This is a genomic window from Microbacterium sp. NPDC055442, assembly GCF_053644215.1.
Window position 1 is genome coordinate 185,590 of sequence record NZ_JBSHLF010000002.1, and the last position, 21,998, is coordinate 207,587.

The 21,998-nt window shown below is 69.7% G+C and carries 21 protein-coding genes and 1 tRNA gene; 14 read left to right on the forward strand and 8 right to left on the reverse strand.

All coding sequences use genetic code 11. The features are described 5' to 3' along the window. The first annotated feature begins 94 nt into the window (after window positions 1-94). Window positions 95-1,174, forward strand: coding sequence for a VIT1/CCC1 transporter family protein (locus ACWIBS_RS05350; protein WP_376126474.1), 1,080 nt, complete (start codon window positions 95-97; stop codon window positions 1,172-1,174). Here the strand turns inward: ACWIBS_RS05350 and ACWIBS_RS05355 are convergent. The 3 genes from ACWIBS_RS05355 to ACWIBS_RS05365 form a co-directional block, all read right to left on the reverse strand. Next, window positions 1,161-1,961 carry an AraC family transcriptional regulator gene (locus ACWIBS_RS05355; RefSeq protein WP_376126477.1) on the reverse strand — a complete coding sequence of 267 codons (801 nt, stop codon included), beginning with the start codon at window positions 1,959-1,961 and terminating at the stop codon, window positions 1,161-1,163. The genes ACWIBS_RS05350 and ACWIBS_RS05355 overlap by 14 nt on opposite strands. Window positions 1,962-2,013: 52 nt before the next feature. Beyond that, complete coding sequence (locus ACWIBS_RS05360; RefSeq protein WP_376126480.1) at window positions 2,014-3,045, reverse strand: helix-turn-helix domain-containing protein; 1,032 nt, start codon at window positions 3,043-3,045, stop codon at window positions 2,014-2,016. A 119-nt stretch (window positions 3,046-3,164) separates the two neighbouring features. Further along, a tRNA-Leu gene (locus ACWIBS_RS05365) sits at window positions 3,165-3,249 on the reverse strand. 89 nt (window positions 3,250-3,338) lie between these two features. Here ACWIBS_RS05365 and ACWIBS_RS05370 point away from each other — a divergent pair. Both ACWIBS_RS05370 and ACWIBS_RS05375 read left to right on the forward strand, forming a co-directional pair. Next, entirely contained in the window at window positions 3,339-4,640 is a 1,302-nt protein-coding gene (locus tag ACWIBS_RS05370) for a M20/M25/M40 family metallo-hydrolase (protein ID WP_376126483.1), read from the forward strand. A gap of 9 nt (window positions 4,641-4,649) precedes the next feature. Beyond that, window positions 4,650-5,477: an undecaprenyl-diphosphate phosphatase gene (locus tag ACWIBS_RS05375; protein ID WP_376126486.1), complete on the forward strand. Its 828-nt coding sequence runs from the start codon at window positions 4,650-4,652 to the stop codon at window positions 5,475-5,477. A gap of 10 nt (window positions 5,478-5,487) precedes the next feature. Here the strand turns inward: ACWIBS_RS05375 and ACWIBS_RS05380 are convergent, their stop codons facing one another. After that, window positions 5,488-6,351 (reverse strand): PAC2 family protein, encoded by an 864-nt coding sequence (locus ACWIBS_RS05380; protein WP_376126489.1) that lies wholly within the window; start codon window positions 6,349-6,351, stop codon window positions 5,488-5,490. A 93-nt stretch (window positions 6,352-6,444) separates the two neighbouring features. Between ACWIBS_RS05380 and ACWIBS_RS05385 the strand changes: the two genes are divergently transcribed. The 9 genes from ACWIBS_RS05385 to lnt all read left to right on the forward strand — a co-directional run bounded on the left by ACWIBS_RS05385 (window position 6,445) and on the right by lnt (window position 16,293). After that, window positions 6,445-7,128, forward strand: coding sequence for an HAD family hydrolase (locus ACWIBS_RS05385; protein WP_376126492.1), 684 nt, complete (start codon window positions 6,445-6,447; stop codon window positions 7,126-7,128). After that, the gene (locus ACWIBS_RS05390) at window positions 7,125-8,138 is read left to right on the forward strand and encodes a tRNA (adenine-N1)-methyltransferase (protein ID WP_376126495.1); all 1,014 of its coding nucleotides are present in this window, start codon (window positions 7,125-7,127) and stop codon (window positions 8,136-8,138) included. Before ACWIBS_RS05385 ends, ACWIBS_RS05390 begins: the two co-directional genes overlap by 4 nt. 9 nt (window positions 8,139-8,147) lie before the next feature. Beyond that, the gene (locus ACWIBS_RS05395) at window positions 8,148-9,101 is read left to right on the forward strand and encodes an FKBP-type peptidyl-prolyl cis-trans isomerase (RefSeq protein WP_376126498.1); all 954 of its coding nucleotides are present in this window, start codon (window positions 8,148-8,150) and stop codon (window positions 9,099-9,101) included. 45 nt (window positions 9,102-9,146) lie between these two features. Beyond that, window positions 9,147-10,142 (forward strand): helix-turn-helix transcriptional regulator, encoded by a 996-nt coding sequence (locus tag ACWIBS_RS05400; protein ID WP_376126501.1) that lies wholly within the window; start codon window positions 9,147-9,149, stop codon window positions 10,140-10,142. After that, window positions 10,139-11,101, forward strand: coding sequence for a helix-turn-helix transcriptional regulator (locus ACWIBS_RS05405; protein WP_376126504.1), 963 nt, complete (start codon window positions 10,139-10,141; stop codon window positions 11,099-11,101). Before ACWIBS_RS05400 ends, ACWIBS_RS05405 begins: the two co-directional genes overlap by 4 nt. 88 nt (window positions 11,102-11,189) lie before the next feature. Further along, a complete protein-coding gene (tatA, locus tag ACWIBS_RS05410) occupies window positions 11,190-11,450 on the forward strand; it encodes a Sec-independent protein translocase subunit TatA (protein ID WP_376126507.1) in 261 nt (86 codons plus the stop codon). 66 nt (window positions 11,451-11,516) lie between these two features. Next, window positions 11,517-12,278, forward strand: coding sequence for a twin-arginine translocase subunit TatC (gene tatC, locus ACWIBS_RS05415; protein ID WP_376126509.1), 762 nt, complete (start codon window positions 11,517-11,519; stop codon window positions 12,276-12,278). Further along, window positions 12,275-14,710 (forward strand): DEAD/DEAH box helicase, encoded by a 2,436-nt coding sequence (locus ACWIBS_RS05420; RefSeq protein WP_376126512.1) that lies wholly within the window; start codon window positions 12,275-12,277, stop codon window positions 14,708-14,710. The genes tatC and ACWIBS_RS05420 overlap by 4 nt, the downstream gene beginning before the upstream one ends. An 8-nt stretch (window positions 14,711-14,718) precedes the next feature. After that, entirely contained in the window at window positions 14,719-16,293 is a 1,575-nt protein-coding gene (gene lnt / locus ACWIBS_RS05425) for an apolipoprotein N-acyltransferase (protein ID WP_454136591.1), read from the forward strand. Between the two features lie 5 nt (window positions 16,294-16,298). Here the strand turns inward: lnt and ACWIBS_RS05430 are convergent, their stop codons facing one another. The 4 genes from ACWIBS_RS05430 to ACWIBS_RS05445 all read right to left on the reverse strand — a co-directional run bounded on the left by ACWIBS_RS05430 (window position 16,299) and on the right by ACWIBS_RS05445 (window position 19,123). Then, window positions 16,299-16,670: an RNA polymerase-binding protein RbpA gene (locus ACWIBS_RS05430; protein ID WP_376126112.1), complete on the reverse strand. Its 372-nt coding sequence runs from the start codon at window positions 16,668-16,670 to the stop codon at window positions 16,299-16,301. A gap of 117 nt (window positions 16,671-16,787) precedes the next feature. Continuing rightward, complete coding sequence (locus ACWIBS_RS05435) at window positions 16,788-17,570, reverse strand: glycerophosphodiester phosphodiesterase family protein (RefSeq protein ID WP_376126109.1); 783 nt, start codon at window positions 17,568-17,570, stop codon at window positions 16,788-16,790. Window position 17,571: 1 nt separating this feature from the next. Continuing rightward, a complete protein-coding gene (locus ACWIBS_RS05440) occupies window positions 17,572-18,636 on the reverse strand; it encodes an SPFH domain-containing protein (protein ID WP_376126106.1) in 1,065 nt (354 codons plus the stop codon). Continuing rightward, window positions 18,629-19,123 carry an NfeD family protein gene (locus ACWIBS_RS05445; RefSeq protein WP_376126103.1) on the reverse strand — a complete coding sequence of 165 codons (495 nt, stop codon included), beginning with the start codon at window positions 19,121-19,123 and terminating at the stop codon, window positions 18,629-18,631. The genes ACWIBS_RS05440 and ACWIBS_RS05445 overlap by 8 nt, the downstream gene beginning before the upstream one ends. A gap of 122 nt (window positions 19,124-19,245) precedes the next feature. Here ACWIBS_RS05445 and ACWIBS_RS05450 point away from each other — a divergent pair, with 122 nt between their 5' ends. Together ACWIBS_RS05450 and ACWIBS_RS05455 are read left to right on the forward strand one after the other, a co-directional pair. Continuing rightward, on the forward strand, window positions 19,246-20,010 hold the full coding sequence (locus tag ACWIBS_RS05450) for an SDR family oxidoreductase (RefSeq protein WP_376126100.1): 765 nt from the start codon (window positions 19,246-19,248) through the stop codon (window positions 20,008-20,010). Between the two features lie 2 nt (window positions 20,011-20,012). Then, window positions 20,013-21,992, forward strand: coding sequence for a S9 family peptidase (locus tag ACWIBS_RS05455; protein ID WP_376126097.1), 1,980 nt, complete (start codon window positions 20,013-20,015; stop codon window positions 21,990-21,992). Window positions 21,993-21,998 lie beyond the last annotated feature (6 nt).

Consider the following 21,998-nt stretch of genomic DNA (forward strand, 5'->3'; position numbering starts at 1 on the left):
GTCCGAAATGCTGGTAATCCGCGCTCTCGCGCCCTCGTCGCCGTCACGGCGTCGCTAGCGTGGAGGCATCCGTCACCCTGCCCGGAGGCCTCGATTGACCGCGCCCGCTGAACCGACCGCCCGCGACCGACGACGGTGGGCACGGTATCTCGTGAACGAGCGCGCCGAGGCCCAGGTCTACCGTCAGCTCGCGACGCGCCGCGATGGTGAAGAGCGCGACATCCTGCTGGCGCTCGCCGAGGCCGAAGGGCGGCACGAGGCGCACTGGCTGCACCTGCTCGGGGGCGAGCCCGTCCATGCGCCCCGGCCCGAGACGCGCACGCTCGTGCTGGGCTGGATGGCGAAGCGGTTCGGGTGGATCTTCGTGCTCGCCCTCGCCCAGAACGCCGAAGCGCGCTCGCCGTACGACGACGAGCCGTTCGCGACACCTCGCATGGCGGCGGATGAGCGCATCCACCACGAGGTCGTGCGGGGGCTCGCCGCGCGCGGGCGCCGCCGTCTGTCCGGCACGTTCCGCGCAGCGGTGTTCGGCGCGAACGACGGACTCGTCTCGAACCTCGCCCTGGTGCTCGGCATCGGCGCGACGGGAGTGGATTCGCGGTTCGTGCTGTTCTCCGGCATCGCCGGCCTCCTCGCGGGTGCCCTGTCGATGGCGGCGGGCGAGTTCGTGTCGGTGCGCTCGCAGCGTGAGCTGCTGGACGCCACCGAACCCAGCGAATATACGGCCGCCGCGCTGCTGGACCTCGACCTCGACGCGAACGAACTCGCGCTGGTGTACCGCACGCGGGGGATGCCCGAGATCGAGGCCCTCGACCGTGCTCGGCGCGCCGTGGCCGCAGCCCAGGCCGGCGACGAGGCGCCCGTTCGACCCGAGCGGGCCCGCGCGCACGACGTCGTCGGAAACGCGTGGAGCGCCGCGCTGTCGAGCTTCCTGTTCTTCGCGTCGGGAGCGATCATCCCCGTGCTGCCGTGGCTCTTCGGGCTGTCCGGGCTCGCGGCCGTGGTCACCGCGCTCGTGCTCGTCGGTGCGGCGCTGCTGTGCACGGGCGCCACGGTGGGGCTGCTGTCCGGCGCGCCGCCGTGGCGGCGTGCTCTGCGCCAGCTGGCGATCGGGTTCGGTGCGGCCGCTGTCACCTACGCGCTCGGTCTGGCCTTCGGCGTCACGCTCGGCTGAGGTCGCTGTCTCGTGCCGCGCACTCTGCTCCGTCGCGGTACTCCGTCGGTGTCACCCCGAAGCGGCGCATGACGTGCACGCGCAGACGGGATGCGCTCGTGAAGCCGGACATGAGCGCGACCTCGGTGATCGACAGGTCGGACTGTTCGCGCAGCAGGTCGCACGCCGTGGCGAGGCGGCGCTCGGCGAGCATGGCGGCGACGCCGTCTCCGCGCGCGAAGCGGTAGAGCTGGCGACGGCTGAAGTGCAGTCTCTGTGCGATGCCGTCCACATCCAGCAGCGGGTCGCGGTGGTGGGCGTCGATGAACGCCTCGAGCTGGGCGGTCAGCGACGAGTCGTCGACCTCGTCGCTTCGGCTCGCGTGCTGCAGCACGACGGCACGGATGAGGCTCAGAGCCACGTCTTCCACGTGCTCGAGATGGTCGCGCTGCGCTGCCAGGTCGCGCTGCAGGCTGCGCAGCATCGAGCGTGAAGCCCGCACGAGCGGGGTCATCGGCAGATGCACCAGGGTCGGAAGAACGTGCAGTCCCACACGTTCCCGCGGCACGGCGAGCGCGACGGCGGGATCGTCGCCGGGCACGGGGAGGGGCAGGTCCGTCTGCGAGAAGAGGAACGTCGACACGATGGGCCGGCTCGGATCTCGCACGTGCTGTCGCTGACGCGTGTGCACCAGCGCGATCTGCGGCAGTGTCAGGTCCCGAGCGGCGCGCACCACGCTCGCCGCCGTTCCCGCCAGGAGGGCGCACGCGGACGAACCGACGAAGAAGGTGGCCTTGGGGATGCTCATCGTCGTCATTACAGCGCGGACGCGCGGTGACCGCCATCGGAGAACCGATGTGTCAGGAGCGGATACACGAAGCAGGGCGTCCCAGCAGCGCCGAGGGGGCGATCCCGTATGCCGCCCGGAAGTGCCCGGCGAACTCGCCGGGGTGGAAGAACCCGCACGCATTCGCGATCGAGGTCACCGTCGTCGATGCCGGGTCTGCCGCCGTGAGCATTCGGTGGGCCCGTTCGAGGCGCTTCGTGCGCAGCCACGCCGACGGTGTCGTGCCGACCGCCTTGCGGAACGCGAGCTGCAGTCCGCGCGGACTCACACCGACCGCCGCAGCGACGGCGGCGAACGAGACGGGCTCGCTCACGCGGTCGAGCATGTACTCCATCGCGGCGCGGACACGCGCGGAACGGACGTCGCCGCGGGCGGGCAGCCGTTCGCGGAAGGACGGGACGCTCAGCAGCAGACTCTCCAGTGCGACGTCTTGCAGTCGATTCCGCAGGTCGGGATCGCCGAGCGGTCCGGTCTCGTCGACGAGGAGAGCGAGTGCTTCCAACATGCGCAGCACGGCGTCGGGTAGGTCGAAGGTCGTCAGCGGCATATCGAGGACGTCGCCGACGTCACCGAGCAGGAGGGATGCCGCGACCCGCTCGATCCGTGAGCGCGATACCGCGACGAGGACCTGCTCGTAATCGGCGTCGATGTCCGAGCGGAACTCGCGGTACGGCGCGATGACCGTCGTATCGCTCGACGCGATCGGTACGCTCTCGTTGCCGTAGCGAAGTCGCGCCGTGCCCGCCATCGAGAGCGGGAACAGGAAGCTGTCGGGCTCGTCGTCGCCCGGGATGACCGAGACATCGGCGCCGTAGGTCACTCGGCTGACGGCGATGTCCCCGAGGGGCAGTGCGGTCAGCCGCGCATCGAGACGGGCGTCGGGCGAGCGGGGCAGGATCGTGTGCGGGCGGGTGACGCGCGTCGCGATCTCGGCGAACTCATCGGCATCGTGCACGTCTTCCACGAGCGTGATTCCTCGGGTATCGACGATCTCGGCAAGACGGGTCACACTCACGGCGCGCATCACTTCTCGGCTCGCTGCCATGATCGCGGTCCTCCCGACCGGCCGCAACCCGGTGTGCGCGACCTGTCCCTCACGAGGGTTCGCGACCGACCCGCGGGGACAAAACAAAAAGGCCCCCTTTCGGGGGCCTTTTCATTTTGTGCGCGAGGGGGGACTTGAACCCCCACGCCCTATACGGGCACTAGCACCTCAAGCTAGCGCGTCTACCAATTCCGCCACCCGCGCGAGGTGGTTTTCGGTTTCGCAACCGAGGGTCGACATTAGCACGTTCCGGCGGACGAAACCGAATCGAGCGGGCAGGTAGGTTAGTCCGCATGCCCACACCCGACACGACGCTGCCGGAGGTCGTCGCGGTCGCACGCGATCTCATCCGCATCGACACGACCAACCACGGCGAAGGCAACGCCCGGGGCGAGCGTGAAGCGGCTGAATACGCCGGGTCATACCTCGAGGGGCTCGGTCTCACGACGCAGTACTTCGAGCCCGTTCCGCGCCGGACCAACGTGTGCGCGCGCGTGCCCGGGCGGGATCGGTCTCGTCCCGCACTCGTGCTGCACGGTCACCTCGATGTCGTACCGGCCATCGCCGAGGACTGGAGCGTCGATCCGTTCGCCGGCGAGATCCGCGACGGCATGCTGTGGGGCCGCGGCGCGGTCGACATGAAGGACATGGACGCCATGATCCTCACCTCGATCGGCGACATCCTGCGCGCGGGGGAGCAGCCCGCGCGCGACATCATCGTGACGTTCTTCGCAGACGAAGAAGCCGGGGGCGCGGAAGGATCCGCGCTCGTCGTGCGCGACCGACCGGAATGGTTCGCGGGCGCGACCGAGGCCATCAGCGAGGTCGGCGGGTACTCCATCGCGACAGGCGACAAGCGCGCCTACCTGCTGCAGACGGGGGAGAAGGCGCTGTGCTGGATCCGACTCCGCGCTCACGGGCGTGCCGGGCACGGCAGTCGAGTGCACCCGGACAACGCCGTGACGCGGCTCGCCGAAGCGGTCGCCGCCCTCGGGCGCACGTCATGGCCGCTCGCGATGACGCCGACGACGCGCCGCATGGTCGACGACCTGGCGATGCTCGCCGATGCCGACCCCGCCGATCCCGATGCCGTCGCCGAGCGGTATGGCGCGGCATCCGCTTTTCTGCGCTCGACGTTCCGCACGACGGCGAACCCGACCGGACTCACTGCCGGATACAAGCACAACGTCATCCCCGACACGGCCGAAGCGCTCATCGACGTGCGCACGCTTCCCGGGCAGGAGGACGCCGTCCTCAGTGAGATCCAGCGCATCGTCGGAGCCGACATCGACGTCGAGACCGTCGTGCGCGACGTCGGCCTCGAGGCATCCTTCGAGGGCGGGCTCGTCGACGCGATGGTCGCCGCCCTCGGCCGCCACGATCCGGGCGTCCCGGTGATCCCGTACCTGCTGGGCGCCGGAACCGACAACAAGGCGCTCGCGAAGCTCGGCATCGCCGGCTACGGCTTCGCGCCGCTGCGGCTGCCCGCCGATCTGGATTTCACCGGCATGTTCCACGGTGTCGACGAACGTGTTCCGCTGGACGCGCTCGTCTTCGGGCAGCGCGTGCTGACCGACCTGCTCCGCACCTACTGAAGGACCCGAATGCACCTTTTCGAGGCGATCATCCTCGGACTCGTCCAGGGACTGACCGAGTTCCTCCCGATCTCGTCCAGCGCCCACCTGCGGATCCTCGGCGAGCTCCTGCCGTCTGCGGAAGACCCGGGCGCGGCCTTCACGGCGATCACGCAGATCGGCACCGAGGCGGCGGTCGTCGTGTTCTTCTGGCACGACATCGTGCGGATCATCGGCAATTGGTGCAGGGCGCTGGCAGGGCGCATCCCGCACAGCGATCCGGACGCCCGGATGGGCTGGCTGATCATCATCGGCAGCATCCCGATCGTCGTGCTGGGGCTGCTGTTCCAGGACCAGATCGAGACGACGTTCCGGTCGCTGTGGCTCGTCGCGGCGATGCTGATCCTCTTCGGTGTGCTGCTGGGCATCGCCGACCATGTCGGGGCGAAGAAGCGCAAGCTCCGCCAGCTGACGGTGGGAGACGGCGTCGTCTACGGGTTCGCGCAGTCGCTCGCGCTCATCCCGGGTGTGTCACGCTCGGGGGGCACGATCACCGCGGGGCTGTTCATGGGATATGAGCGCGCGGCGGCCGCACGCTACGCCTTCCTGCTGGCCATTCCGGCCGTCTTCGGCAGCGGCTTCTATCAGCTGTTCAAGAGCTGGGGCGAGCCGGCGGTGTTCACGCTCGGTGAGACGGCCATCGCGACCGGTGTCGCGTTCGTCGTCGCGCTCGGCGTCATCGCGTTCTTCATGAGCTGGATCTCCAAGCGCAGCTTCCTGCCGTTCGTGATCTACCGCGTCGCGCTCGGCTCACTCGTCCTCGTGCTGCTGAGCACGGGGGTGCTGCAGGCGCAGTGATCGTCCGCCGCTAACGGCGCGGGTCGTCGCGCCCGGGCTTTCCGGGGCCCTCGGACCCCCGGCGCAGGTACTTCTCGAACTCCTGCGCGATCGCGTCGCCCGAGGCCTCGGGTGAGTCCCATGTGTCGCGCGTGTGCTCGAGTTGGCGGATGTACTCGGTCATCTCGTCGTCGTCCGCGGCGGCGGCATCGATCGAGGCCTCCCACGCGGCAGCCTGCGCGGGCAGCTCACCGGGCGAGATCTCGGCCGACGTGAGCTCGCCGAGCCGCTCGAGGAGCGCGAGAGTCGCTTTGGGAGAGGGCGTGTGGCCCGCGACGTAGTGCGGCACGCTCGCCCAGAGGCCGGCAGAGGGGATGCCGGCGGTGTCGGCGGCGTCGGTGAGCACGCTCATGATGCCGACGGGGCCCTCGTACGTGCTGCGTTCGAGCTTGAGCGCCGCACGCAGGCTCTCGTTCTCGCTGCCCGCGAAGATCGAGATCGGTCGTGTGTGCGGCACGTCGGACATCATCGAGCCGAGGCAGACGAGCCCCGAGACGTCTTCTCGCAAAGCGACATCGATGAGTTCGCCGGCGTAGGCCTGCCATGCCCGCGCGGGCTCGACGCCCGTGAGCAGCCACAGCTCGGTGGATCCCGTCGCATGCGTTGGCCGCAGGAGCGTCGTCTCGGGCCAGCGCAGCGACCGCCGGCCCTCGCCGTCGGCCTCGATGTGCGGCCGCGTGTACTGGTAGTCGAAGTACAGTTCGGGGTCGACGGAGAAGACGGGTTCGTACTCGCCCGCCGCACGCAGATGGGCGATGGCCGACGAGGCAGCCTCCCCGGCGTCGTTCCATCCGTCGAACGCAGCGACGACGACTCTCCGACCCAGTCCGGACACACGGCCTCCTCCGCCCGCGGCGCGGGCTTTTACCAGGATAGGCGCCAGCCCCGGCCGCCCGGCAGCCGGTACGCCGCTGGATACGATGGAACGATGACCTCTGCACCTCTTGCCGCCGTCCTGTGGGACATGGACGGAACCCTCGTCGACACCGAGTCGCACTGGATGGCGGCCGAGGCCGCGCTCGTGGGCCGCTTCAGCGGTGAGTGGACGCCGGAGCAGGCGCTGAGCCTGGTGGGACTGGGGCTCGCCGATGCTGCGCGCATCCTGCAGGACGCCGGCGTACGCATGAGCGTCGAGGACATCGTCGACCACCTGACCGACACGGTCATGAGCACCATCGCCGCCGAGGGCGTGCCGTTCCGGCCCGGCGCACGCGAGCTGCTGCGCGATCTGCGCGCCGCCGGAATCAAGACCGGGCTCGTCACGATGTCGATGCGCCGCATGGCGAGCGCGATCGCCGACCTCATCGGCGACGACATGTTCGACGTCGTCGTCGCCGGAGACGACGCCACACGACCGAAGCCCTTCCCCGACCCCTACCTGCAGGCATGCGAGGCGCTCGGGGCCGCCCCCGAGCAGACCGCCGCGATCGAAGACTCCCCGAACGGGATGCGCTCGGCTGTCGCGTCGGGCGCCACGTCGATCGGCGTGCCGCTCATGGTGTCTCTCGAGGGGGTCGGCGCCCACGCGATCTGGCCGACGCTCGAGGGGCGCACGACCGCCGACGTCTCGGCCGTCCACATGTCGCGTCGCACGAGCGGAGACGCCCCGTGACCGAGCAACCCCGCGGGCCCTTCCGGCTCGGCGACCGCGTTCAGCTGACCGGTCCCAAGGGGCGTCTGCACACGATCACGCTGCGCGAGGACGGCGAGCTGCACACCCACCACGGAGTGCTGCCGCACAGCGCGCTCGTCGGGCTGCCGGACGGTTCGGTCGTGGCCAACAGCGCCGGGCACGAATACCTCGCCCTGCGTCCTCTGCTGCGCGACTTCGTCATGTCGATGCCGCGCGGCGCCGCGATCGTCTACCCGAAGGATGCCGCGCAGATCGTCACGCAGGCCGACGTCTTCCCCGGATCCGTCGTCGTCGAAGCGGGTGTCGGGTCGGGTGCGCTGTCGCTGTCGCTGCTGCGTGCGGTCGGCGCGACGGGGCGCGTCGTGTCGTTCGAGCGCCGCGAGGAGTTCGCCGAGGTCGCCACGGCCAACGTCAGCACATTCCTCGGCGGAACGCCCGAGAACTGGCAGGTCGTCGTGGGCGACCTGGTGGCGTCCTTGCCCGCCGCGGTCGCCCAGGGCTCCGTCGATCGCGTCGTGCTCGACATGCTCGCCCCGTGGGAGTGCATCGACGTCGTCGCCGAGGCGCTGACCCCCGGCGGCGTCGTGCTCTGCTATGTCGCGACGGCGACCCAGTTGAGTCGCGTCGCGGAGTACATCCGCGGCACGGGACTGTTCACCGAGCCCGACGCGAACGAGACGATGGTGCGCGGCTGGCACGTCGAGGGACTGGCTGTGCGGCCCGATCATCGCATGGTCGCGCACACCGGCTTCCTGATCTGGGCGCGACGACTGGCCCCCGGAGCAGTCCTGCCCGAGGTCAAACGTCGTGCGTCGAAGTCGAGCTACGGCGACGAGGACGTCGAGCTGTGGACTCCCGGAGCGGTGGGGGACCGCCAGATCTCCGACAAGAATCTGCGCAAGCGCGTGCGCGAGGCGCAGAAGGCCGCCGACGGCGCGCGCATCGCCGCCGAGGGACGCGCGCCCGGCGAGACCACGTCTTCCACTTAGGATGTCCAGGTGCGCAGATTCCCACTGATCCCCGCGGCCGTCTCGGTTCTCGGCCTCGCCGCCGTCGGCCTCGTCGGGTGCACAGCGCCCTCGAGCGCGGCATGCGAGCGTCCTGACCTGGACCGTGCCGTCCTCGACGCGGTGACGGTCTCGACCGACATCGACACCGCCGCCGAGATCTCGGTGTACCCGCAGTTCCGTGCGACCGACATCGCCGTGCGCGACGTCGTGACGGGCGAGGGCATGGCGGTCGAGAACGACGGTCAGCTCGTCGGGCTCAACCTCACGATCGTGAACGGCCGCACGGGCGAGCCCGCTCTCGAGCAGGCCTACAACCCGATTCCGCTCACGGTGCTGCAGGGTGCGATCCCCGCTCTGCCCGAGATCCTGCACTGCGCGACCGAAGGCACCCGCACCGTCGTCGCACTCGCACCCGGTGACATCGAAGAGGGTTCCGCCACCTCGATCGGCATCGGCCCTGACGACTCCGCCGTCGCCGTCATCGACGTACGCACCGTGTACCGCGCCAAGGCCGACGGCGCCGATGTCTTCCAGTCCGGCTTCGGTCTTCCGAGCGTCGTGCGTGCGACCAACGGGCGTCCCGGTGTCACGATCCCGGACGCGGCGCCCCCGACCGAGGTCGTGGTGCAGACGATCAAGCGCGGCACCGGTCCCGTCGTGACGGGGGAGCAGCCCGTGCGCATCCATCTCACGGGCACCGTCTGGGAGACCCGCGAGGAATTCCAGTCGACGTGGGAGAGCGAACCGCCGTCCATCACGCTCGGCTCGTTCCTGCCGGCGCTCGATGAGGCGCTCGAGGGCGAGACGGTCGGCTCCCAGGTGCTCGTCGTCGTTCCGCCGTCGGAGGGCTTCGGAAACGAGGCGCAGGGCGCCGTCCCGGCGAACTCGACGCTCGTGTTCGTCGTCGACATCCTCGGGCTCGACGACGCACCGACGCAGTAGCCACGGCTCCGGCCCCGACCGCGGCACCGACCCTAAGATGAGGAGGTGCCCGCGAACGCCCCTGCCAAGAGTCCGCCCGAAGAGCGGCTGGTCAATCTCGTCGTGGCGCTGATGGCGACCGAGCAGGGGCTGACGAAGGACACGATCCTGCGCTCCGTCGCGGGGTACCGGGAGCAGGCGGATGCCGGTGCCTCCAAGGACGCGCTCGAGAAGATGTTCGAGCGCGACAAGGAGAACCTGCGCGGTCTCGGCATCCCGATCGAGACGATCGGCGACTGGGCGGATCCCGATGACCTGCGCGAAGCCCGGTATCGCGTGCCCACGGCGGAATACGAACTTCCGGAGGACATCGTCTTCACACCCGCCGAAGTCGCGCTCCTGACCCTCGCGGGCGGTGTGTGGAGCGAGAGCTCGCTGTCGGCCGATGCGCGCAGCGGTCTGCGCAAGATCCGGGCACTCGGGATCCCCGTGGACGAGCCGATCATCGGGTTCTCTCCGCGCATCAGCGTGCGCGAGCCGAGCTTCACCGCCCTGCAGCGGGCGATCGAGCAGGCGCGCGTCGTGCGCTTCTCCTATCTCAAGCCGGGCGAGAAGACCGCGCGCCGACGTCGCATGCAGCCGCTCGCGCTCGTCGAGTACGAGGCGCGCTGGCATGTGTACGGCATCGACACGGATGCCGCGGCCGAGCGCACGTTCCTGCTCTCGCGCATCGTGGGCGATGTCGAGCTGACAAGGGAGTCCTTCGATGCGACATCGCGTGAGCGGGCCGGCGAGCGCGCACTGACCGGCCTCAACGACGTCGCGGCGCGCAACGTCGCGCTGCTCGAGGTCACTCCGGGAACCGAAGCGGCCCTGCGGCTGGGTCGGCGCGCGACGCCGGCCGAACAGGGCATCCGCGTGTCGTTCGTCGACGTCCACTTCTTCGCCGACGAACTGGCCTCGTACGGCCCCGAAGTGCGTGTCGTCGAGCCGCACGATCTGCGCGAGCACGTCATCGCGCGGCTCGAGGCCGCCGCCGCCCTGCACGGAGCCGACCGATGACGCACCGTAAGCCGCTCGTCGCGACCGACCGCGCCGCCCTCCTGCTGCAGCTCGTGCCGTATCTCGTCGGCAAGGGCGAGGTCTCCGTCGCCGAGGCCGCCGAGGAGTTCGACGTCGACCCCGAGCAGATGCGTGGCATGGTCGAGAAGCTCACCGTCATCGGGCTGCCCGGCGACGGCGGATATTGGCAGATGGCGAACGATCTGTTCGACATCGACTGGGATCTGCTCGACCGGCACGGCGTCATCTCGATCACGAACGCCGTCGGTCTCGAGCGCGCGCCCCGGCTCACCGCCCGTGAGGCGGCCGCGCTGCTGGCCGGGCTGCAGCTGGCGCGCACGATCCCCGGCGTCGGCGACACCGAGCTGTTCTCGGCCCTGCTCGCCAAGCTCGCCCGCGGCGCGTCGGCGACGCCCGCCGACGTCATCGTCGCCCCGGGCCCCGTCGATGCCGTGCGCGACGTCGTCGCGGCGGCGCTGCAGCGGCGCGTCGCGGTGTCGTTCACGTACAAGGCTCCGGATGCCGCGCCCACGACCCGTACGGTCGATCCTGTCAAGGTCGTCATCGCGGACGGACAGTGGTACCTGCAGGGCTGGTGTCACCTGCGCGAGGGCATGCGCACGTTCCACCTCGACCGCGTCAGCGACCCCGAACTCACCGACATCGCCACGACCCACGGCGAGGACCGGGTGCCGGACTGGTTCGAAGAGGGCGAAGGCCGTGATGTCGTGACCCTGCGCTTCGCGCAGGACGTCGCCCCCCTCGTGGGCGACTACCTCGCCCGTGCGACGCTGAAGACGACCGACGGCGTGACGCTGGCGACGATGCGTGTCGCCGACGAGGTGAGCGTGCGCCGGCTCGTCACACGTCGCGGCGGCGCCGTCGAGGTCGTCGAGCCCGAAGCGGCCCGCCGTGCGGCGGCGGATTGGGCCGCGGCCGCACTCGCGCTCTACCGGTGACACCACCCGCGCAACTCGCCCGTCACGGGCGTCGCATAAAGTCGGCGGGGTTACACTGGGGCGACGACATCCTGGAAGAAGGACACTCATGGGAATCCAAGGCTGGCAGTGGCTCCTCATCCTGGCCGTGATCCTTCTGCTCTTCGGCGCGGCCAAGCTCCCGGCGCTCGCCAAGAGCATGGGCCAGTCGGCTCGCGTGTTCAAGGGCGAGATGAAGGCCATGAAAGAGGACGACAAGGCGACGGACTCCGCGACGACCAGCTCCGTCGCCGATCCGTCCCACTCTGTACCTGCATCACCGACCGAGAACTCCTCGAATTCGGGTGGGGCATCCAACCCCAAGCAGTAGTCGTCCGTGGTGACGGCTGAGCAACCGCACGCACGCGGACGCAGACCTTCGCGCCGTGACCGGCGGATGTCCCTGGGCGGCCATCTCGTCGAACTGAAGAACCGCCTCATCATCTGCGCCGCGGCGCTCGTGGTCGCGATGGTGGTCGCGTTCCTGATCACCGATCCGGTGCTTCACGTCATCACCGAACCCATCCGCATCGTCGCGGAGTCGCGCGGTGACGCGTCGCGCGTCGAGCTGATGTACAGCACCGTCACTTCGGGATTCGACCTCAAGCTCCGGATGGCCTTCGCGATCGGCATCCTGCTGTCCGCACCGATCTGGCTCTGGCAGATCTGGGCCTTCATCATGCCGGGGCTTCGCCGCAAGGAGATCATCTACACGGTGTGCTTCGTGTGCGCGGCCGTGCCGCTCTTCTTCGCCGGATGCGCGACGGGCCTGTATGTCATGCCCAACATCGTGAAGCTGATGGCCGAGTTCGTGCCCGAGGGGGCTGCGGCCTTCTACGACGCCATCTACTACTACGACTTCGTCTTCAAGCTGCTCGTGTTCGTCGGTGTGGCCTTCGTCCTGCCGATCTTCCTCGTCGCGCTGAACGTCGCCGGGGTCATGTCGGGCAGGGCGATCCTGAAGGGATGGCGGGTCGCGGTGCTCATCGCGGTCACCTTCGCCGCCATCGCCACGCCGCCCGCCGACGTCGTCACGACGCTCTTGCTCGCCGGCATCCTGATCCTGCTCTTCTTCGCCGCTGCGGGGCTGTCCATGCTGTTCGATCGGCGCAATGCCAAGCGCAACGCCACGCTGCTCGATCCGGAGGCACAACCATGAGCGACGTCGGTCCCGCCGAGCGCTATGCGCGGGCGCGCGAACGGTCTTCACGCGAGCGTCACAGTCCCGTGACGGCGGCGTTCGCGCAGGCGCAGCGCTTCGAGCTGGATCCGTTCCAGATCGCGGGATGCGAGGCACTCGAGGCCGGGCGCAGCGTTCTCGTCGCCGCACCCACGGGGGCGGGCAAGACGATCGTCGGCGAGTTCGCCGTGCACCTGGCGATGCGCGAGCCGGGCGACAAGGCGTTCTATACGACGCCCATGAAGGCCCTGTCGAACCAGAAGTTCCGGGAACTGCAAGAGGTCTACGGCGCCGACGAGGTGGGGTTGCTCACGGGCGACACCAACATCAACGGCAATGCGCGCGTCGTCGTCATGACGACCGAAGTGCTGCGCAACATGCTGTATGCCGACTCGCCCGCTCTGCGGGGCCTGCGCTTCGTCGTGATGGACGAAGTGCACTACCTCGCCGATCGCTTCCGCGGGGCGGTGTGGGAAGAAGTCATCATCCACCTGCCGCCCGCCGTGCGGCTCGTGTCGCTGTCGGCGACCGTGTCCAACGCCGAGGAGTTCGGCGACTGGCTCGACACGGTGCGCGGGGACACCGAGGTCATCGTCTCCGAGACGCGCCCCGTGCCGCTCGAGCAGCACGTTCTCGTGCGCGGTGACCTGCTGCCCCTCTTCGACGATCGGGCCGGGATCGCGACGGCGCAGGTCAACCAGGAGCTGCTGCGCATCCGGTCTGCGAAGGGCCCGGCGTTCACCGACCGTCGCCGAGGCCAGCGGCGTCAGCCACGCCCGCGGGACGCGCAGCGCGTCGAGCGGATCGACCGCCCCGAGGCGGTCGAGCTGCTGGGCCGGGCGAATCTTCTGCCCGCGATCTTCTTCATCTTCAGCAGGGCGGGCTGCGACGCCGCCGTGCAGCAGGTGCGTCGCGGCGGCGTGCGGCTGACCTCGCACGAGGAGCGTCTCGAGATCCGTGCGATCGTCGAAGAACGCACGCGCACGCTCCTCGACGAGGACCTCGAGGTGCTGGGGTACTGGCAGTGGCTCGACAATCTCGAGCGAGGCGTGGCATCCCACCATGCCGGTCTGCTCCCGGCGTTCAAGGAAGTCGTCGAGGAGCTGTTCCAGCGCAAGCTCGTCAAGGTCGTCTTCGCGACCGAGACGCTCGCGCTCGGGATCAACATGCCCGCCCGCACCGTCGTGCTCGAGAAGCTCGAGAAGTTCAACGGCGAAGCACGCGTCGCCATCACGTCGGGCGAGTACACGCAGCTGACCGGTCGCGCGGGGCGTCGCGGAATCGACGTCGAGGGGCACGCCGTCGTGCAGTGGACCGAGGGTCTGGATCCGCAGGCCGTCGCCGCCCTCGCCTCGCGACGGACGTATCCGCTCAACTCGAGCTTCCGCCCCACCTACAACATGGCCGTCAACCTGATCGATCAGTTCGGGCGCGCCCGCGCACGGCAGATCCTCGAGTCGTCCTTCGCGCAGTTCCAGGCCGACCGCGCCGTCGTGGGGCTCGCCCGCCAGGTGCGCGAGCAGGAGCAGTCGCTCGCCGGCTACGAGAAGTCGATGACGTGCGATCGCGGCGACTTCGCCGAATATTCCGGCATCCGTCGCGAGCTGAGCGACCTCGAGAAGCTCAACCGCAAGGACGCCACGGCCTCGCGGGCGACGCGCGACAAGCGCCAGCGCCAGATCTCGACCCTGCGCACACGCATGCAGCGGCACGCGTGCCACTCGTGTCCCGAGCGAGAGGACCATGCGCGCTGGGCGGAGCGGTATTGGAAGCTCAAGCGCACCGTCGGCAAACTGCGTCGCCAGATCGAGACGCGCACGGGGGCCGTCGCCCGTGTCTTCGACCGCGTCGTCGACGTGCTCAGCGAGCTCGACTACGTGCGGATCGAGGACGACGGCTCGACGACGCTCACGGGCGCGGGCCGTACCATGCGGCGCATCTACGGCGAGCGCGACCTGCTCGTGGCCGAGTCGCTGCGCCAGGGCATCTGGGAAGAATTGGATGCCGCCGCGCTGGCGGCGCTCGCGTGCTCGATCGTGTACGAGCCGCGCCGCGACGATGCGATGGCGGGGGAGCACGACCTGCCCCGCGGTCCCTTCCGCCAGGCTTTCGCCGACACGCTGACGCTGTGGCAGCGTCTGGACGATCTCGAGCGCGCGCACGAGTTGCCGGGATCCGAGCCGATCGCTGCGAGCCTTGCCCGCGCGATGGCTTCGTGGGCGAACGGGCTGCCGCTGGAGCGTGTCCTCGATCAGGCGGACATGGCGGCGGGAGACTTCGTGCGCTGGGCCAAGCAGACGATCGACCTGCTCGACCAGCTCTCGCTCGTGGCCGACGCGAAGCTCGCCCGCACGGCGCGCAAAGCCCTCGACGGCGTACGGCGCGGCATCGTGGCGTACTCGTCGGTGTGAGCGTTCGAATGCCGCCGACGCCCCGCACCCGCCCGCTGCTGCCCCTGTGGGCCGCGATCATCGTGTCCGCCGCGGGTGGCGCCATCCTCGATCTCGCCTTCCCGTCGGTCGGCTGGTGGCCGCTCGCGTTCGTCGGCGTGGGTCTGTCGCTCGTCGCGCTCATCGGCCGCGGCGCCTGGAGTGCGCTGCTGGTCGGTCTCGTGTTCGGCGCGTCGTTCTATCTGATCCACATCATGTGGATCACGCGCTACCTGGGCGTCGTCCCGTGGTTCGCCCTCTCGGGCATCGAGACGCTCTTCATGGGGGTCGGATCGATCCCGATCGCCCTGGCCTACCGATGGATGCCGCGGGCCCTTCCCGGGCGCTGGTGGCGCCTCATCGGGCTTCCCGCGCTCGTCGGCGCCCTGTGGACGGGGCGCGAACTGTTCATGGGCTCCTGGCCGTACACGGGATTCCCGTGGGGGCGCATCGGGATGAGCCAATCCGAGAGCCCGCTCGCGCACATCACGTCGTGGGTCGGCGTGGCCGGCCTCACGTTCCTCATGGTCTTCTTCACGGCGGCCGTGATCGAGTGGGTCCGGCTGCGGCGCTTCCGCGACGTGCGCACGGCGATCCCGTCCGCGGCCCTGGCCGTGCTGCTCGTCGCCGTCCCCGCTTTTCCCACGGCGGCTGCGGGCGACCTGAGGGTCGGCGCCGTGCAGGGCAACGGCCCGTCGGGATACTTCGACGAGCGCCCCCGCAATGCGGTGCTGAACGCTCAGCTCGCGGCATCCGCTCCGCTCTTCGGGGAGGACATCGACGTGCTGCTGTGGCCCGAGGGCGGGATCGACTCGGATCCGCTCGCGAACACGACGACCGCCTCGGTGCTCGACCGCCTTGCCGCGCAGGTCGACGCGCCGCTCATCGTGAACGCCGCGACGCAACGCGGTGACGACACGTTCAACACGTCGATGCTGTGGGTACGGGGCGAGGGCGCCGTTCAGCTGCACGACAAGGCCAACCCGGTGCCGATGGGGGAGTACGTTCCCGACCGGTGGTTCTTCGAGGCCATCGCGCCCGATCTCATCGGGCTGATCCAGCGCGAGTACACGCCGGGCTCGAACGCACCCTTCTTCGATCTCGATGGGATCGGCGTCGGGCTGGCGATCTGCTTCGACGTCATCTACGACGACGTCATCTGGCGGGGCGCGCGCGAGGGCGCCGAGGTGTACATGTTCCAGACGAACAACGCGGACTTCCGCGACACCGACGAGAACCTGCAGCAGCTCGCGTTCGCGCGTATGCGGGCGATCGAGACGGGGCGCGCCGTGGTGAACCTCTCCACGGTCGGAACGAGTCAGGTCATCGCGCCGGACGGCTCGACGATCGACGGCCTGCCGGCGGGCGAGGCGGGGCACATGGTGACCGACGTGCCGCTGCGGACGGGCTTCACGCCCGCCGTCGTCGTGGGCGGCTGGGTGCAGCTGGTCGTCGGCTGGGGCGGGCTGGTCGCCCTGATCGCCGTCGGTGTGCTGGCCCTGGTGTCTCGTCGCACAACGAAGACGACGCCGGCCCGAGGAGGGGCCGGCGTCGTCGAGTCGTAGTCAGCTCAGGCGCTGAGCTTCGTCTCACTCGCACCACGACGGGCGCGGATGAAGGCGAGACGCTCTTCGAGGAGCTCCTCGAGTTCGGGGATGGTGCGTCGTTCGAGGAGCATGTCCCAGTGCGAACGGGGAACCTTCTCTCCCGAACGGTCGACCGTGGCGGTCGTGTCGCCGATTCGACGGAGAGCCTCGGCGCCGCAGTGGCGGCATTCCCAGGCATCCGGCACTTCGGCGTCGACCGCGAAGGTCATGACGGTGTCACGCTCGCACGACGAGCACGCGTAGGCGTGCTGTGCGCGCTCATGAAAGACGACGCCCTCTTCGCTCTGTAGGCTCTGGGCGCCGAGGCGAATGCCGCGCAGGCTGCGATCTGCCATGGTGTGTGGTCCTCTCGACGGATATCAGGTCTAACGTCCTGACCTGGGTGGATCATCCGAACGGAGGCCTTCGGGGAGCCTTTCACAGTGGATGCTCAGCGGGTGCCTCAGAGACGCTCAGGCGAGGACGTCCAGAGCGATGTCGGCGCGGTCGGTGACGATGCCGTCGACGCCCAGATCGACCAGGCGGATCATCGCGTCGGGGTCGTTCACGGTCCACACGTGCACCTCCACACCGAGCCGGTGCGCGGCCTCGATGAAGCGGGGCGTCACGATGCGCACGCGCCCGTGCTGCTCCGGCACCTGCAGGGCGTCGATGCCGCGCAGGCTGCGCGAGACGACGGCGCGCGCGCGCAGGCGCACCCCTGCCACGACCCGTGTGATCGTCTCGCGGCCGGCAGAGGTCGCCGGCATGGTGTCGCCTCCGGCAGCGGCGATCGCGGCGAGCACGCGCCGGCGACGGGCGTCTGAGAAGCTCGCCACGAGCACACGGTCGGCATGCGGCGCTATCGCCGCGCCCATCGGTTCGGCGGCGGCTTCGGCCTTGACATCGAGGTTGAACCTGACGGTGGGGAAGGCGTCCAGCGCCTGCGCGAGCGTGACGAGTCCGCCGCGCTCGGACATGATCGTCTCGAGCTCGATCGATGTGACGTCCGCGATCTTGCGCGGGTCGCCCGTCACCCGAAGCAGGTCGTCGTCGTGGAACAGCACGACGACGCCGTCGCGAGTGACGTGGCAGTCCGATTCGACGATGTCGACGCCGGCCGCATGGGCGGCGGCGACGGCAGCGAAGGAGTTCTCGGCGACACCCAGGGCGGCGCTCTCGGGCGTCACGAGCCCGCGATGCGCCAGCACGCGGGGCCGCACGCCGGCGAGGAACGGGTGCCGGCTCGCCGTCACGTCACTCGTCCGCCGGCCGGCGGGTGGGCATCTCGGGGGATCGGGCTTCCGAGGCGATGTCGTCGGCCGCCGAGGCGGCCTCGCGTGCGGCGGCGACGGCGGCCGATGCCGCATCGCTCGCGCTCGACGTCGTCGACCGGGTCGTGCGCGGCCGCGGTGTCGCAGCATCCGCTCGTCCGCCGAACGCGTTGCCGATGCCCTTGAGCGCCTCGGTGAGCTCGCTGGGGATGATCCAGAGCTTGCTCGACGAGCTCTCGGCGATCTTGGGCAGCGTCTGGAGGTACTGGTAGGCCAGGAGCTTCTCGTCGGGCGCGCCGGCGTGGATCGCGTCGAAGACCATCTCGATGGCTTCGGCCTCACCCTGGGCGCGCAGGACAGCGGCCTGCTTGTCGCCCTCGGCGCTGAGGATCTCGGCCTGACGCCGGCCTTCGGCCTCGAGGATCTGCGACTGCTTCGATCCTTCGGCCGTGAGGATCGTGGCGCGACGCTCGCGCTCGGCGCGCATCTGCTTCTCCATCGAGTCCTGGATCGAGTGCGGCGGGTCGATCGCCTTGAGCTCGACGCGGTTGACGCGCAGGCCCCATTTGCCGGTCGCCTCGTCGAGGACGACGCGCAGCTGCCCGTTGATGTTGTCGCGGCTCGTGAGGGCCTCTTCGAGGTTCAACCCGCCGACGACGTTGCGCAGCGTGGTCGTCGTGAGCTGTTCGACGGCGCTCAGGTAGTTGGCGATCTCATAGGTCGCCGCGCGCGCATCGTTCACCTGGAAGTACACGACGGTGTCGATCGAGACGACGAGGTTGTCCTCGGTGATGACCGGCTGCGGCGGGAACGACACGACCTGCTCGCGCATGTCGACGAGCGGGCGGAGCCGATCCACGAACGGGACGAGCAGGTTGAGGCCCGGCTGCAGGGTGCGCTGATACCGACCGAGGCGTTCGACGACGCCCGCGTAGGCCTGCGGCACGATGCGGATCGAGCGGAAGACCACCACGATCACGAAGATCACCAGGACGACGAGCAGGACGATCACGAAGATCTGCCCGATGAACGCTCCGGGGTCAACCATCGGGGTTCCTTTCGATAGGGGAGGGGGATGCCGCAGGACCGACCTCGACGGTCGCGCCGAGGACGGCGAGCACGACCGCCCGCGAGCCGACGTCCAGGGGGGCCGACGCGTCGTCGGGGAGCTTCGCGGTCCAGGTCTCGCCGTTGTCCAGTCGTACCGAGCCGAAGCCGTCGACGAAGGGTGCGACGACGCGTGCGCCCATTCCGTACAGGGCGTCGACGTTCGTGCGCGCCGGATCGGCGCCGCGATGGAGGAGTCTGAGCAGCAGCGGCCTGATCGTGAAGAGCAGCAGCGCGGACAGCGCCGCCGCGAGGGCGATCTGCAGCCACCAGGGCCCGCCGAGCAGGTTGACGCCGAGCCCCCCGATGAGGGTTCCGGCCGCGAGCATGAGGAACGTGAACTCGAGCGTGAGCACCTCGATGACCACGAACAGCAGCGCGAGCACGAGCCAGGCGATCCACAGGTACTGCGTCAGATCCGGCAGCATCGCCACCCCCTCGGTCGCATGAGGGAACACTATCAACCCGAGGCCGCGCGAGGGCCGGTTGATAGGGTCGACACGTCCTTTCGAGCGACGCCCACAGCCCCATCCCGTCCAGGAGCAGCACCATGTCCCAGATCCTCGAAGCCGGCTCCTTGAGCGGCAAGACCGCGCTCGTGACGGGTTCTTCCCGCGGCATCGGCGCCGACACCGTGCGCTATCTCGCCGAGGCGGGCGCGAACGTCGTCATCAACTTCCGCAACAAGGCTCCGCGCGCCGAGAAGCTCGCGACGCAGCTGCGCGAGCTCGGCGTCGAGGTTCTCGTCGTCGGTGCGGATCTGACCGACACGGATTCGGTGAACGAGATGTTCGCCGCCGTGCAGCGCACCTTCGGAGGCCTCGACATCCTCGTGCTCAACGCCTCGGGCGGCATGGAGGCGGGCATGGCAGAGGACTACGCACTGCAGCTCAATCGTGACGCGCAGGTGCGAGTGCTGGATGCCGCGCTGCCGCTGCTCGGCGAAGGCTCGCGCGTCGTCTTCGTCACGAGCCACCAGGCGCACTTCATCCGCACGACGCCGACGATGCCCGAGTACGAGCCGGTCGCGCTGTCCAAGCGCGCGGGCGAGGACGCCCTGCGCGCGCGGATCCCCGAACTCGAGGCGAAGGGCATCGGATTCGTCGTCGTGTCGGGCGACATGATCGAGGGCACGATCACCGCGACGCTGCTCGAGCGGGCCAACCCGGGCGCGATCTCGTCACGTCGCGAGTCGGCCGGGCGTCTCTACAACGTGTCCGAGTTCGCCGCCGAGATCGCCCGGGCGGCGGTCGATCCTCTTCCCGATGACCACACGCGGCTCATCGGCGACACCGACTCGTTCGCGAAGGAGTGAGCATGCGGGCCACCGACATCGACAAGCTCATCGCGGTCGGTCGGCCCGACATCGCCCGCGACGGGTCGTTCGCGGTCTTCGCGACCTCGCGCCCTGACATCGAGGCGAATCGCGACGTCGGTCAGCTGTGGCGGGTCGACCTGCCGCAGGGCACCCCGCGCCGCCTCACGCGCGGCGTCGCCGACACGGCGCCCGCGCTCGCGCCCGACGACACCCGGATCGCGTTCCTGCGCGGTGACGAGAATGACCGGCCGCAGATCTTCGTCGTCGCGGCAGGTGGCGGAGAACCGGTGCAGGCGACGGACGCACCGCTCGGCGTCTCGGAGTTCGCGTGGTCGCCCGACGGCGCGCGACTGGCCTTCACGGCGCGCGTGCCGGAACCGGGTCGCTACGGCACCGTCGAGGGGCTGGATGCCGCGGCCGAGAGTCCGCGGCGGATCACGGGCGTGCGCTGGCACGCGAACGGCCTCGGCTATCTCGCCGATCGGCCGGCGCACGTCTTCATCGTCGCGGCGCCCCTGGTCGACAGCGAGCCGTTCTACGAGCCGGCGCCCACGGTGCTGCCCGACGGCGCAGAGCCTGCGGTCCGCCGGATGATCCCCGGGGAGCCCGCGCAGCTGACCGAGGGCGCGGCCTCTCACAGCGGGATCGTCTTCCGCGGAGAGAGCGTCCTCGCGGTCGTCGACGAGATCGAGCATGATCGCCGCGATCTGCGCTCGCGCATCGTCGCGCTCACGCCCGGCGAAGCGACGCGCGATGTGCTCAGGCCCGACACGGGCCTGTCGGTCAACGATCTCGCCGTGGCTCCCGACGGCACCGTGTTCGTGCTGGCGTCGGACGCGGGGGAGTCGGGCGTCGACTTCGTCGCTCCGGGGGTCGCACTGTGGATGCTCGGTGCGCGCGAACCGCGGCGACTCACCGATCCCGAGACGATCGACCTCGGTGAAGTCGGCAGCCACATCGGCTTCGACGGCGATGATCTGCTCGTGCAGGATCGCAGGCGTGGACGCGTGCGGCTGCTTCGCGTGACGCGATCGGGCGACGTATCCGAGATGCTCGGCGGCGACGTCGCCGTCGCGGGCCACGCGGCCGGCGCGGGGCGGATCGTCGCGGCTGTCGCGACGCCCCAATCGTTCGGCGAGCTCTTCGTGCTCGGTGATGGTCCAGCGCGCCCTCTGACGGCGTTCGGCGCCGCGGTCGCGGCATCCGGGATCGTGCTGCCGCATGAGCTCACGGTCGAGGGTCGCGACGGCACGCCCGTGCACGGATGGGTCGCGACGCCCGAGGGGGAGGGGCCGTTCCCCGTCATCCTGCAGATCCACGGTGGGCCATATGCCGCGTACGGCATGCATCTGTTCGACGAGACCCAGGTGCTCGTCGACGCGGGCTACGCCGTCGTGTACAGCAACCCGCGCGGCTCGGCGGGATACGGGCGGGCGCACGGGCGCAGCATCCGGGGCGCGATGGGCACTGTCGACCACCAGGACGTCATCGACTTCTTCGAGGGCGCACTGGCGGCCGATTCGCGGCTCGACGCGTCGCGCGTCGGCATCATGGGCGGATCGTACGGCGGCTATCTGACCGCCTGGATCATCGCGCACGACCACCGGTTCGCGGGCGCCATCGTCGAGCGGGGCTTCCTGGACCCGACGTCATTCCAGGGGACCAGCGACATCGGGTCGTTCTTCGGAGACGAGTACGTCGGCGTCGATCCCGCGGACATCGCCCGGCAGAGTCCGCTCGCCGTCGTGGGCGACGTGCGCACGCCGACGCTCGTCATGCACGCCGAACTTGACTACCGGTGCCCTCTCGAGCAGGCGACGCGGTACTACTCCGCGCTCAAGCGTCAGGGGACACCGGCCGAAATGCTCATCTTCCCGGGGGAGAACCACGACCTGACGCGTTCGGGTCGTCCGCGGCATCGGGTCGAGCGGTTCGGCGCCGTGCTCGGCTGGTGGGAGCGGATGCTGCCGGCTCGGTGAATGCGA

Excerpts from the sequence above, each read along its gene's own strand:
- ACWIBS_RS05355 (WP_376126477.1), bottom strand. The coding sequence starts at position 1,961 with ATGAGCATCCCCAAGGCCACCTTCTTCGTCGGTTCGTCCGCGTGCGCC.
- ACWIBS_RS05360 (WP_376126480.1), bottom strand. The coding sequence starts at position 3,045 with ATGGCAGCGAGCCGAGAAGTGATGCGCGCCGTGAGTGTGACCCGTCTT.
- ACWIBS_RS05370 (WP_376126483.1), top strand. The coding sequence starts at position 3,339 with ATGCCCACACCCGACACGACGCTGCCGGAGGTCGTCGCGGTCGCACGC.
- ACWIBS_RS05375 (WP_376126486.1), top strand. The coding sequence starts at position 4,650 with ATGCACCTTTTCGAGGCGATCATCCTCGGACTCGTCCAGGGACTGACC.
- ACWIBS_RS05385 (WP_376126492.1), top strand. The coding sequence starts at position 6,445 with ATGACCTCTGCACCTCTTGCCGCCGTCCTGTGGGACATGGACGGAACC.
- ACWIBS_RS05405 (WP_376126504.1), top strand. The coding sequence starts at position 10,139 with ATGACGCACCGTAAGCCGCTCGTCGCGACCGACCGCGCCGCCCTCCTG.
- tatA (WP_376126507.1), top strand. The coding sequence starts at position 11,190 with ATGGGAATCCAAGGCTGGCAGTGGCTCCTCATCCTGGCCGTGATCCTT.
- tatC (WP_376126509.1), top strand. The coding sequence starts at position 11,517 with ATGTCCCTGGGCGGCCATCTCGTCGAACTGAAGAACCGCCTCATCATC.
- ACWIBS_RS05420 (WP_376126512.1), top strand. The coding sequence starts at position 12,275 with ATGAGCGACGTCGGTCCCGCCGAGCGCTATGCGCGGGCGCGCGAACGG.
- lnt (WP_454136591.1), top strand. The coding sequence starts at position 14,719 with ATGCCGCCGACGCCCCGCACCCGCCCGCTGCTGCCCCTGTGGGCCGCG.
- ACWIBS_RS05430 (WP_376126112.1), bottom strand. The coding sequence starts at position 16,670 with ATGGCAGATCGCAGCCTGCGCGGCATTCGCCTCGGCGCCCAGAGCCTA.
- ACWIBS_RS05440 (WP_376126106.1), bottom strand. The coding sequence starts at position 18,636 with ATGGTTGACCCCGGAGCGTTCATCGGGCAGATCTTCGTGATCGTCCTG.
- ACWIBS_RS05445 (WP_376126103.1), bottom strand. The coding sequence starts at position 19,123 with ATGCTGCCGGATCTGACGCAGTACCTGTGGATCGCCTGGCTCGTGCTC.
- ACWIBS_RS05450 (WP_376126100.1), top strand. The coding sequence starts at position 19,246 with ATGTCCCAGATCCTCGAAGCCGGCTCCTTGAGCGGCAAGACCGCGCTC.
- ACWIBS_RS05455 (WP_376126097.1), top strand. The coding sequence starts at position 20,013 with ATGCGGGCCACCGACATCGACAAGCTCATCGCGGTCGGTCGGCCCGAC.